6 protein-coding genes are annotated in these 13,069 nt (G+C 42.8%); all 6 read right to left on the reverse strand.

Annotated elements, in window-relative coordinates; translation table 11 throughout:
- Positions 1-138: 138 nt before the first annotated feature.
- Positions 139-1,590: an SGNH/GDSL hydrolase family protein gene (locus ASU31_RS25980; RefSeq protein ID WP_245224616.1), complete on the reverse strand. Its 1,452-nt coding sequence runs from the start codon at positions 1,588-1,590 to the stop codon at positions 139-141.
- Positions 1,541-4,951, reverse strand: a complete 3,411-nt coding sequence (locus ASU31_RS25985; RefSeq protein WP_057935156.1) for a hypothetical protein — start codon at positions 4,949-4,951, stop codon at positions 1,541-1,543. Before ASU31_RS25985 ends, ASU31_RS25980 begins: the two co-directional genes overlap by 50 nt.
- Before the next feature lie 8 nt (positions 4,952-4,959).
- A complete protein-coding gene (locus tag ASU31_RS25990; protein WP_057935157.1) occupies positions 4,960-7,548 on the reverse strand; it encodes a glycerophosphoryl diester phosphodiesterase in 2,589 nt (862 codons plus the stop codon).
- Positions 7,545-8,444, reverse strand: coding sequence for a DUF5017 domain-containing protein (locus ASU31_RS25995; RefSeq protein WP_245224617.1), 900 nt, complete (start codon positions 8,442-8,444; stop codon positions 7,545-7,547). The genes ASU31_RS25990 and ASU31_RS25995 overlap by 4 nt, the downstream gene beginning before the upstream one ends.
- Positions 8,445-8,461: 17 nt before the next feature.
- Positions 8,462-10,033, reverse strand: a complete 1,572-nt coding sequence (locus ASU31_RS26000) for a RagB/SusD family nutrient uptake outer membrane protein (protein WP_245224618.1) — start codon at positions 10,031-10,033, stop codon at positions 8,462-8,464.
- A gap of 18 nt (positions 10,034-10,051) precedes the next feature.
- On the reverse strand, positions 10,052-13,069 hold a 3,018-nt coding region (locus ASU31_RS26005), incomplete at its 5' end, for a SusC/RagA family TonB-linked outer membrane protein (RefSeq protein ID WP_057935160.1).

Raw genomic sequence — 13,069 nt, forward strand, 5'->3', positions numbered from 1 at the left:
ACAGGTAAGTTTTGCCCTTTGATAAAATTTTAAATCCCTGACTATCTTTTACAATTTGCGCATTCAACTGCATACATAAACAACATGCAATTGAAAAGCAAATGAATTTAGTATACTCTTTTATTTTAAAAACCTGTCTCATTTCAATAATATCCCCCTTAATAAAATCCGACCTAAATAGATCACTGTCTGATCATATTTTTCAGGATGTTGAACAATATCCGCTCTCTTGTCTTCAGGCAGTATCATGAGTTTATCGGCTTTCTGGCCAGAAAGGGTTACTTTCACCAAATGGTCTCCATGAGGTACTTTAATTATATCAAACTGTCCGCGGTAACGGTTATTGCAGTAGCTGTTGAATCTGTTCAACACATCTGCAGCGGTTGTATCTTTTGCCTGGTAATAAATAAAACTCCCCTCCTTTTCTTTGCTTAGTTTTACTGGTTTTCCATCTATGATCCACTCCAGTTGTCCAACCTCTGGTCCGCCAATATCAAATACGCCCAGCATATCTCCCTTAAAACGAAAACTAAATGTGGCCCCTGGTTTATTTGCAGAAAGTACATTAGAAAACCAGGGACTGAATTTTTTAAGGTTTGGATCAGTATCTGTTGGCAACACCCTCCAACCCTTATCAGGAACCGGTAAAATTGATGGATCTACCATCGTTGCATCATCCCATGCGGCAGTAATTAACGGCTTTGACAGCGCCTTCTTTTTTAATGGCTTTGCTGCCTCAATTTTTTTGAAGGCCCGAGCAATGGCTGCTGCGTAGAGATTGCCCCCTGCGGTAGTCGGGTGGATTCCATCATCAGAAAACAAAATTTTATTCGGATCAGCCTGGTTCCCTTTCCAGATCAATTTATCTGCAGCTTCCAGCTTTGCCGCCTCCACACCTAAGTTCACAGCAGGTAGGTCATAATGCGCGGCAATCAGCTCCAGTCCTTTAATATTTGGAGGCAGCTCATTTCTTTGATAAAAGGCCGTTTGTCCGGTTAAAATGGTATACAGCAAACAAATAGCTGTATTGGGGTTCTTCTTGATTGTTTGACGGATCATTCCCTCCATCCCGGCGGCATAAGCGCCGTTAACGGCAAACTCTATAAAAATAAGATCGGGCTGGTGGCTGAGTGCCTGTTCATTGACCCTAAATGCACCAAGTTCTGTTCCTGTGCCAGATACACCTGCGTTGATCCATTGAAAGCTAGCCTGAGGATAAGTCTGCTCCAGGTACCGGGCCGTTTGAAGGCGATAACCAAAGTTTGCCTGGGTGATGCTCCCTCCAATAAAAGCAACCACCACCTTTTTACCCGCATTTACTTTTTCAAAGAAGCCCGGAAGGCCTGCCCTAACACTGCATTCCAGTTCATTGTTAAAATCACCAGCTTCAATTACAGGGATATTGGATGCAGAAACATCAAAATAAAGAGGAGAAGCCCCTGCCTGGGAGGCCGCAATCTTATCACTGTCAGGCCTGGTTTGAGAAAATGCAGTAGCAGACATTAATAAACAACCAAGCAATGCAGTTTTCACACCTTTTTTATTCATTACCATAGAGTACAATCTTTTTTGATTTTGTTTTCCCATCATTACTCTTAAAAATGAGTTCCAGTTTTGCGTCATCACCCATTGCCAGTTTATTAAAGCTCCATTCGTATGGGTACTGCCTTATTTCCTGCATTTGATTGTTACAATTAACAGTTACAGAATACCCATTTAAAGGAGCCGTTTCTGCAAATCCATAACAGGTATCCCAACCAAAGGGAGAACGGATACGGAACAAGAATACACGTCCCCAGGGAGCCCCAAGATCAATCACTTTCATTCCATCTTTTACCGGCTGATATTTCTTTGCAACCGGAGCCGCCTTTAAAGGAATAGAAATTGCCTTAAATCCTTTTGCAGGAACAACAACATCAATCTTGGCCGCTTTAAAATCCTGGGAGACTGACTGATCGCTTTGCGCGTAAACCAGGGCTTTCCCATCCTTTAGCGCTGCCGAAGCATCAGTCCATTGTACGGCTACTTTTTGCTCAGACTCAGCTTCCGAGGAAAGCAATATCCAGAAGTTCTTATCCGAAATTGCAGTAACATAATTGATTCCCGGATTCTGAATATTTACCAGGCCCTTATGCATCCATAGTGTGGCCTCCTGATCGCCAAAGATCTTTCCTTTTCCACCACCATATACCCGGTTGTTAAACCAAACAAACCCTTCCTGTTTGCTATAAGGAAACACTACATTTCCATTCGAACGCTGGATGCTTTCTGAGATCAGGTAATCGAGATTAAAAGCGATGTGTGGTGGGATATGATGATAATAAATGGAACTCACATCCGGCCCTTTATAAGGGAAATCAACCGACATAGGTATATCTGTAAAACCCGTACCGTAATACCCAGGATAGTTTGTATAACGACCTATCACTGCATTGCGGGCATAGGTTTCGTAGATGGGTTTGTGCTCATATTGGAACAAGCGCAACAAATGGGGTGCCCAGCTACTCATAAATACCGGACGTACCGTCTGATCTTTTACGCGGGTAAAATAAGTACTAGGCTGCTCCAGGCCCAGGCCTACTGGCGATACCAGCCATTCGGGCACTTTCTTTTCCTTTACATCGCCATTTTTCCGGGGAAAGCCTAAGCGATAAGGCTCGTTGCCTTTCCACCAGATGTGCGTAACGCCATCATAATGATTATTCTTGTGGATTGTTTGCAAGCTATCTTCCACTTTCGGATAACTGCGTATTCCAGCAATGGTAAAATGTGCACCATATTCTGCAGCTTTCAGGTATTTTTTATCTTTTGTCGTTTCATAGAGATCAAGCAAGTCCCACCAGGGTGCATAAAAACTGGCATTGTAAAAAGGTACATGACTCAATACTTTACTGGTATTGTTATATATTTTTTGCTGAATAAAAAGATCTGCATCTTTTTTTGCCTGCTGCAACCATTTTGCCTGTCCTGTAAGCTGGTATGCCCAGAGCGCCTGGTTCCATGAATGGAAATCTGTTGAGTAGCCTTTTGCCATCCTAAGGCTATCTCCCGGTAGTGCTATATTTTTCAGCCAGGGATTCAATCCTCCCAATAAACGATCCAATCCTACATAATAAGATGTGGTGAACTGAGAGGTAAGTGGATTGAACTCCAGCGTTTTTCGTGTAGCATTATATGCTGTCGGAACAATATCGGTCGCCCATCGGTACCCGCTTCTGGAAAGCGTAAATTCTATGGTTGGCAAAGACCGGCTGATGTAAAACGCTTCATCATTCTGCAATACAGAAAGTGCAATATTGGCCAATGGTGTGGCATTTACAACTGTAGGTGCTGTTTTAGGGTCGCCTTCAATATCAAAAAAACCCTTTAGCTTAGTCGACCATCCCGCAGCATTATCATTTTTCACGAGCTCAATCATGTTGAATACTGCATCAGTAAGCGAAGCTTGTTCTTGTTTCCGATAATCCTTTACCTCAAACACTTCCTTCGATACATAATCCATGGCCGAATCCCAGTTGCCCGACTTTAGACCAATAATAAATCGCCTGTCAATCAACTCCCCTGCACGGTATTTAGAATCATTCATTCCCAGTACCGGAGAAAACATAACCGGCTGTATCTGGTTATTGTGGTTCTTCAGTGTAAAACCCGCAGGCGCATAGTCTACCGAACCCCAGTCTTTTTTAAACAATTCAGGGCTTGTTGCAACATAACTAGAAACAATACCTTGCCCTGTTTTCGAAGAAACAATGGCCAGGGGTTGCTGCATCATAGCAGTAATCATCATTTGCGGACCATCAGAAAGCCGCTTATACTGAAACATGGGTGCCATCGATACGCTTTCCAGTTCCTGATCTGAAACAGGCTGAAAAGCTTCGATCCCCATACTGTAATATCCTGGCTGTGCAACCTTGCAGATCAGTCGCAGATCAATATGTTGCTGACCTGGATGTAATGTCCACAAACCGGTTATTGCAGAACCATTCCTGGTCACATATTGAACTTTGATGGTCTGTTTATCTACAGCTTCTGCAGTTATGGGAATGGCCTCGCTGAGGTTACCGGCCTCAAAAGGATCGAGATCAGCTCCAGGCTGGTAAACTGCATATTTATTCCCCATAAAAACAAAATATGCTTTTGGTTTTTGGCTGTCCCAGGCCGGATAGTATTTGTTAAACTGGATGGCGGTAGCATTAGTACTGATTAAGAAAACCCTATGGTCTTCAATGTTTGCAGTACTTATTTGTTGCCAAACCCCGTCTTTTTTTATTTCTGTTTTACAAGCAATAGCCTTATGGTCAGCTCCTGTCCTTATAAACTGCACACGTACAGCCTCGTTTTCAATTCCTGCAATTACCTTATCCGTCTTGCTCAGTTGAAGTGCGGGGCTTGTGTTTTTCTTTTCCGCTGTAAGTGTTTCCTGCATAACAGGAAGCTTTTTCCAGGATAAAAGGGTTTTCTTATCTATATCATTTGGATTGATAGTGCTATCCTGCGTAAAAAGAATAGCATCGCAGCGGCCAAAATTAAAATTATGGAGGCGCAACAGCACATCACTCTCCTGTAAATCAGCACTTCCGAGGCGCTCCCAGGCATATCCTGGTTTTCCATGTCCGCCTGCTTTTCTTAACCTGACATTTCCAACCGACAGCTGGAATAACCGGGTACGTGGACGTGTATCAAAATCGGGGGTCCTTATCCAGATGGCATAACGACCTGCTTTTCCGATATTCATCACGGTTAATGCATCAGATGTGCTATCCTGTTCTCCTTCTAAAAATCTTAAAATGCTGCCACTGATGCCGTCTTTATTGACTTCATTAAACCATTTGCCTTTAAACTGAAAATCAGTCCCCAGCAGCAGGCTTTTTTCCTGCTGGGCAATCACAGTTCCTGTTGTTAAAAACAAGAATGCTGTTAATAATAAACATAGCCTGGTTTTCTGGTACATGTCTTAATTTATTTATATGTAAATGCATAAACCTGGAGGCCATAAGGCGCTATTTTTATAGGATCTCCTGTAGAAAAAGGAATTTTTGAACCTGATGCAGAAAAACATTTTGCAGTTTTCAAATCCAGGCTATGTCCTGGAATAAAACGGGACATATCTAACTGAAGGGTACTTTCCTGTATTTCGTCATCGTTATTCAATACAAACAGGTAAAACACTTTATCCTGCTTATTCAGGGCGCATATATAGTCCATATTGGGATTGTTCAATGAAACCAGTTTCTCCATCAATGTTAAGTCTCCCTGCTTATCAAATATTTTTCCCTGCCTGAAGCCAAACGTTTTGTGAGGGCCAACCTTAGGCGTAAGAAAACCTGAAGGAAAATCGATCTGCCCCTGTGAACGCAAGGAAAGTTCTGCCATCAGGTAATCGGTGATCCACCCCACTTGCCACCAGGCGTGATGAGGAAAAGGCCCGGCTCCCTTGTTCATTGCGCTCCAATAGTAAGAAGCGACTCCCGTGGCAGGGTCTACAAAAGCATCTTTACTTAAAGCTGCAGTCCTTGCCATTTTAAGGTATAGCGAATCTTTTGTCAGTTGAAATAGCCTTACAAACATGCCGGCATGGCTTGCAAGCATAATGGGGCCGCTGTTATTTGCGGAACCTAAAATTCCTCCATGTTCAAAGCTTAGCCCCACCTGACTTATTTGCCAGTCTTCCAATTGTCTCGACCCAACTTTTTTGCTTTCTTTATTCGGAATCGGATGAGAATAGATGGAGGTTGTATAGAATTGCGCAGTTTTAATAGCAGCTTGTTTAAATCGTACGTCCTTTGTAATTTCAAACAGATCGAGCAAAGCCTGCGCACTTTGCCCCGTTGCAAAATCAGGTGCAAACCTGGCATCTCCGCAAACCCCTAAAAAGTAGCCTTTATCTACAGCATTTTTGATGTACCAGTCTGCAGCTTTTACAGCCGCCTCCAGGTATTTTTTATCCCGAAGCGTCTGGTATGCAACCAACAATCCGTAAAAAGTAGGTCTATAATCTTTCAGATCTTCAAACATAGGCTTTTGCGTGTCGTTATGATAAGCCACTTCCCAATAACCTTCTGGCTTCATTTTAGTTAAAAGCCAGTCGGCCGCCATACGTATACCCGATTTAAGCTGCTGATTATCTGGCTCAAATAAGGATACATTCCCCATATCAAGCAACATATAATAAGTGGTTGCGATTGGCTCGGTATAAGGCCCCCACTCTTCGGTAAACCGTTTTGAATTGTAGAGGTAATATTGACCAGCCGCAGCTCCGTGAAAGAACCCGCCAGCAGTATTTTGTTGTGCCAATTTAAAGTTCAATGCATCTTTAAGACGTTTTTGAACCAGAATCGGGTCTTGGGTTATATTTGCCAACATCCACATCGCCCCATAATCGGCATTTTTTACGGCATCTTTTTCCGAGCCATACACCCCACCCAAATATTCCTGGGCGCCGATAGTCCGGCCATGATAATCGAAAGTCCGCCACCGTGAAGTACTGTCCTTTTTTACGTAGTCTAAAAGCTGTTCCATGCGATCAGATAAGGAAAGCTTGGTTTGCTTTAAATGCAACAGCTCATCAAAGCGGTAAACATCATTTACGACATGCTGATATGCCTGATACCAGTTTGAAGCATTGATAGTGTACCTGAAATCAAAGGAGATGCTTTCTCCCTTTTTTAAATACGACTTGTTTTGCCCCAGTACCGGATGATATAAGGTTGGGCTCAGTTGTTCCTGCCTGTTGATCAGCGACAGGCCAAGCAGCCAGTTTGACTGGGTAGATTTATCATATTCCCATGGGTGCCTGGCTGTTCCCGGCTCAGCCGTTACGGCGAGTGTAATTCCCTCTCTATTGGTGAGTATAGCCGTAAGAGCAGCCGCAGTTCTTTCTCTTACCACAACGGGTCTATCCGGAATTCCATGTCCATAAGCATAGGCATCTGTAAAGTCATTGTTGATGGTGCTGCCTTGAAACACACCGGGGATGCAGCCCCATTTAAAACTTTTTTTGTCGTTTGTGCTCAATGCCGGACTTGCTATGGAATAATATCCATCCCTATCGGCTGTTAAACGAATGGAAACACATAGATCATTTTTGTAAACAGGATCTAGTTTCCACATGGCCTCTACAGTAGAGACATCTGTTTTTTGCTGAAAAACGAGTGTATTGCCAACCTGCTTATATTGCTGTGGATAAAATAAAATGGCACGCCCTTCCTTATTTAAGGAAACCGCAGAAGTATTCGCCTTCCAGGTAGGAATGATATAACGGTATTCAGGTTCAGGAAACTGAATTTCTTTCCCGTTTTTGTCTTTAGCCTCCGAATCCATCCTGGGTTGGTCTGCACTGTAAAGCAGGGTATATTGCCCCAATGTGCCAGACAGGGAATGCCATCTGTTTTGTCCTTTTACCGACAGCTGTTTTATTTTATATCCCTTACCGGTGTCTTCCCAGTTCAGGCGAAGTACATCATTTGTTAAGCGGGCTTTGGGCACCAGCTGGGCATAGCTGCTATTTATAAAAGCAAGCAGCATTAAGATTATAAGTTTTAATCTCATTGGGTAATGGTTAAATCTATTTCTTTTACAACTGTAAGTGATCGTTCTACATTGGCATTGGTTGCCACAAACGACACTTTATATACGCCAGCTTTAGTATAAACCCTGGTATAATCTGTTAGTTTCTGGGAAATATTCTTAATAGGTTCCCCTACATCAGGTAAAATACTATTAGGGTTGAACTGTTTGGTTACTACCCAGTCATCATCAAGATCGGTACTGTTCCTTACAGTAAGCAACTGTGCTGAACTGATACTCCAATTGGTTGCAGGACCACTAAAATTAAAAGCAGTCCAGCCCGCGGTAGCCATAGTGGCCAGTACCGTTTCTTCTCCCTGCTGATTGGTGCTTTTAAGGTCGAAAGAACGGATTACCCAACGGTTTTGCTGTGCTTCTGGTTTTATAACAGTGGTCTTATAAACCAAAGCCAGCGCCATATTTTTATTACGCCCGGCAAAAGTGTTCAGGCTGATATTTCCAGAGGGGGTTTGATCCAGGCCAACAGATAAAACAGCTTTATCTGTAATATCTTCCCAGGTGGCAGCCTTTACATTTGTAGCATCATATATTCCGTTGAAATTGGTAGATACATACAGTTTTATCACCGATTGATCGATGGGCATTAAGCCGAACTGGGCATAAGTTTTAAAATTCAGGGAAACTGCATTTCCTTCCACGACCGTTCTTTTCCGGTACTCATATTTGCGTCCGGCTTCTCCCGACCAAAATACAATGTTCTCCGGTTTACCATTAATTATAAACCTAACGGGTTCTCCAACTTTATAACTGTTTTTTTCCAACTCAACAGAAAAATCATCCTGCGGAGCCAGCTCATAGGTCTTCTGGCAGGAAGCCAGTGAAAATAATATAGCTGAGGCAATTAATAGCTTATTCATCTTATACAATTTTGTAGTTACCATCCTGTATTCTGTTTGATATTAGGGTTAACGGCGAGTTCGCTGTTAGGGATCGGGAATAAAACAGCACGATCTGTTACGCGCTGTGCCTGTGCAACAGCTGCGTCTTTTAAAGCAGTTGGCATATTGGTTTGGTATTCTCTTGCCTGTGTTTGCATAACAGATGGATAAATACCCCATCGTACAAGATCGTGCTTCCGGATGCCCTCGAAAGCAAGCTCACGTAACCGTTCATTCCTGATCAGATCAAGAAAATCCTGCTGAGACAAATTAGCAGCAGCATCGGCCGCTACATCGGGCACAAGCACATCTTTTCCATAGCCCCTTCGCCTCACCATATTTATCGCTTTATACGCATTTGCAGAGGGCCCATTATTGGTATAATTATCGGCTTCTGCAAACATCAGCAATACATCGGCATACCTTAACAGCGGCCAGTTTGTACCGGTATAGTTTTGATTTCTTGGTAAAAGAAGTTCATACTCACGCCTCCATTTCCCATTGCTACGATCGTATATCTGATCTGCTGCCCAATTGGTCCGTACAGCCGTTTGTCCGCTTGTCACATACCGGTAAGGAGCAACTGTCCAGTCCCTTCTCTGATCGCCATTCGCATAAGCATTGTAAAGCTTAGCCGTAGCATGAACATAATCATAGCCATATCCCAATTCAATATTTCCACAGGTAATGCCGTTATAACTGCCAATCATGCCGCCCTCTTGTATTTCGCCCTGGTTTACGCCTTTAAATTCTACTTCCCACATACTTTCCTTTGTATCGAAAATCTCCTGAACGTGGTTGATATAGATTTGTTTAAAATCGGGATTAAGGCTGTGCAATCCTGACAGCATTACTTTTTCTGCATAAGCTCTGGCATCAGCATACTTTGCAACATCATTTAGCGGGGCGCCTGCCATGGTCAGATATACCCTCGCGAGTATACCCTGTACAGTAGTTTTTGTAATACGTGTATTATAGCCATAATCAGAAACCGATTTCACCAGACTTTCTGCCTGTTTCATGTCAGTAACAATCCGTTCGTAAAGGTCTTTTACCGGAGTACCAGGGAGAGGCGGTTCTTCAGGTGATTTGCTGGATTGGAGCTTTAAAGGCACACCTCCAAACTCATCCGTTAGCATAAAATAATAGTAAGCCCTTAAAAATAGCGCCTGTCCTTTTATTTCATTACGTTTTTCCGCAGTCACCTTAACGGCCTTATCTATGTTCTCAAGTAACATGTTCGCTCGCTCAATACCCGTGTAAAGCGTTTCCCAATGTCTGTTTAATTCCAGGGTCGAAGCATCTACAATATTGGCGTTCATTCCCGATGTCTGGTTTTTCATGAAAAATTCGTCACTAAAAACCATATAACAAGACATACCTTGTGAATAAAGCCTGTTATCGCCCAAGCGGTCGTATACTCCGGCCAGTGCAGATTGCAGTTCACTTTCTGTATTGTAATAATTTACTGGCGATACAAAATCCTGTGGGGTTGTGTCCAGGATCTTTGAACACGAGCTAACAATCAGTGCCAGCATCATCGCGATATATAATAAAGTTGTTTTCATTTGTAAAAACATTTATCGTTAAAAAGTTAGGTTCATACCAAAGGTGATGGTGCGTGCCCTTGGATATGGGCTCCAGTCGAAACCCGGTGTAAGCGCAGAATGGCGCACTGAAACTTCAGGGTCCAAACCGGAATAATTGGTCCAGGTTACCAGATTTTGTGCCGAAACATTAAAGCGGGCTGATTGTATTTTCAGCTTTTTCGTTACTGCAGAAGAAAGGTTATAGCCCAACGAGACCGTCTTTAAACGAAGGAAGGAGCCATCTTCGATATTCCTGTCGGAAAACACATTAGGACCATAACCACCGGCTACAGGCAAATCGCTATTCTGATTTTCCAGAGACCACCTGTTCTCGTAGGTCTTAAACATATTCAGGCTTGGTCTGGCTTCCGCGCCTTCAAATACAATCCGGTTCGCATTTAAAATGTCATTTCCGTAAGACCATTGTAAGAAAACATTGAGATCAAACGGCCCATAATTGAAATTATTGGAAAAGCCTCCAATGTGTTTCGGATTAGGATTACCAACAATCGTCTGATCATTTGCATCTACCACCCCATCTCCGTTAATGTCTTTGTATTTGATAAAACCTGGCTTAATGAGCGAGCGGGCGCTCCCATTGTTCGGTACGTCAGGTCTCAGCTCATAACTACCGTTAGACAATACATTGAAATCACTTAAAGGATACACCCCATCAAAAACATAGCCGTAAAACAAGGCCACAGGGCGTCCTGGTAAGGCTATATAGGGCAAAGAGTTATTGAAATTGGCGTTCCAGTTCGAAACACGTGTAATCAAACTAGGCTGATCACCATTCAACTCTTCGATCTTGTTGGTATTAAAGGCAATGTTAAAATTGGATGTCCAGCTAAATTTCTTTGTACTCAGGTTTATTGTATTTAAGGTAAACTCCAAGCCTCTATTTACCACAACACCAATATTTTTAAATGCGGTAAGATACCCGGTTGAAGTAGGCAATGAAGCATTCAGCAATAAGTCTGTGGTTCTTTTATAGTAATAATCAGTAGTTAAACTGATGCGTTGCTTAAAGAAACTTAAGTCTATTCCAAGGTCAAGGTTTCCGGTTCGCTCCCATTTAAGGTTTTCATTTCCCAGCCCAACAGGTACAGTTCCTTTAATGTATTGTCCGTTAAAATAATAGCCACTTCTGGTATTTCCAGTATTGGCTCCTACTTCCTGATCCAAAACACTCAGGTACGCAAAGTCTGATACCCGGTTGTTTCCGGTAATTCCATAAGAAGCCCTTAGTTTTGCGGAAGAAATAGCTTTAACTGATTTCAGGAAATTTTCTTCCCCAATATTCCAGGCAAAGGCCCCGGAAGGGAAATAACCCACTCGGTTATCACGGGCAAACTTTGAAGATCCATCACTACGGATAGAAGCCGTGAACAGGTAGCGCGAGTTAAACGTATAGTTCACACGCCCCAGGAAAGACACCAGCGTTGAATAACTACCTGAGGTTGTTTTTACAAGGACAGTCCCCTGATCAAGCCCCCTGACACCCAATGACTCATTTGGCAATAAAATAGATACAAATCCATCCCCCTCCATACTATTTCTCTGCATGGTAAATCCAGCCACTGCATCTAAACGGTGCTTCTTGTTAAATGTCCTGTTAAATGTGAGCAGGTTCTCGTTCAGTAAACTGCGGATATTTTGATTTTCCAGGGAGCCATTAATGCCGTAGCTTTGCCCATAAACGGTCCGTGGATTTCCAGCTGCCGTATTAGCGTTGTTAAAGCGCTCAAAAACCAAACGGGTATCCGTCATCCCGCCACTCACCTTGAACTTAAAATACTTCAGGAAAGCATACTCCGCAAAAGCATTGGCAGTAAGTGATTTGTTAAAAGCATACTGATATAAGTTGTTGGAGTTTACCACTGGATTTATCCTTAAATCTGTATTGCCCGCCACATCATCGTCAAAAGGCTGATCAAGGAAATTTTCATCATCTGCATTGCCTGTAACAGGCCTGTATCCCCAGGTACTGTACATCAAATATGAGCTGGCATTTCCGGCCGAGCTGCTGTTTAGGTTATCACTGGTTAGATTTGCTATCTGACCTTTTTTGATTCCGTATGTATAATTGGTATTAATGCCAATTCTCATATTTTTCCCTAAACGCTGATCGATCTGAAACCGTCCCTGGTATCTCCTATATCCACCATTAATAACAATTCCATTCTGATCTAAATAAGAACTGCTTACCGAATATTTTGTAGCCGCAGTGCCGCCCCTCATAGAGAAGCTATGATTTTGCATAAATGCATTCTGCAACACATTATCCTGCCAGTTTATCCCACGCTCATTGCGGTAAGCATCTAAAGTTTTGCCGTCCTTAAGATACAAAGCGGTAGCAGAAGTCTTATTCAGGTCCAGCTGGTATTTCACAAACTCATAAGGGCTCATCACTTCTATTTGCTTTGACGGATACTGATAGCCCAGCCAATTGTTATAGTTAACCACCGGCGCGCCTACCTTACCTTCCTTGGTCTTGATCATGATTACACCATTGGCTCCTCTCGCGCCATAAATCGCGGTAGAAGATGCGTCTTTCAATATATCTATTGATTCAATATCATCCGGATTAATGGTATTGTTGTCGGGATTTTCCAAAGGAAAGCCATCAATCACATAAAGTGGTGAGTTTGACTGGGTAATGGAATTTCCTCCGCGGATGGTGATGTTGCTAATACTGCCTGGCTGTCCATCACCAGAACCGACCTGCACCCCTGCCACCCTTCCTGCCAAAGCATCTTCAAAGGAAACCACTGGTGCTTTTTCCATATCTTTCATCACTACAGAACCCACCGAACCAGTAAGATCCTTTCGTTTTACCTGGCCATAACCAACAATTACCACGTCATCTAAAGCAGTATTATTAGGTACCAGCTGAATTTTATACTGGTTTTGACTGGTGATAACCACTGTTTTGCTGACATAGCCAACCATGGAGACCACCAATATTTCACTTTCCTTTGTATTAGAAAAGCTAAAGCGGCCCTGATCATCTGT

It is taken from the genome of Pedobacter ginsenosidimutans (genome assembly GCF_001442625.1).
Classification (GTDB): Bacteria; Bacteroidota; Bacteroidia; order Sphingobacteriales; family Sphingobacteriaceae; genus Pedobacter; species Pedobacter ginsenosidimutans.

Excerpts from the sequence above, each read along its gene's own strand:
- ASU31_RS25980 (WP_245224616.1), bottom strand. The coding sequence starts at position 1,590 with ATGATGGGAAAACAAAATCAAAAAAGATTGTACTCTATGGTAATGAAT.
- ASU31_RS25985 (WP_057935156.1), bottom strand. The coding sequence starts at position 4,951 with ATGTACCAGAAAACCAGGCTATGTTTATTATTAACAGCATTCTTGTTT.
- ASU31_RS25990 (WP_057935157.1), bottom strand. The coding sequence starts at position 7,548 with ATGAGATTAAAACTTATAATCTTAATGCTGCTTGCTTTTATAAATAGC.
- ASU31_RS25995 (WP_245224617.1), bottom strand. The coding sequence starts at position 8,444 with ATGAATAAGCTATTAATTGCCTCAGCTATATTATTTTCACTGGCTTCC.
- ASU31_RS26000 (WP_245224618.1), bottom strand. The coding sequence starts at position 10,033 with ATGAAAACAACTTTATTATATATCGCGATGATGCTGGCACTGATTGTT.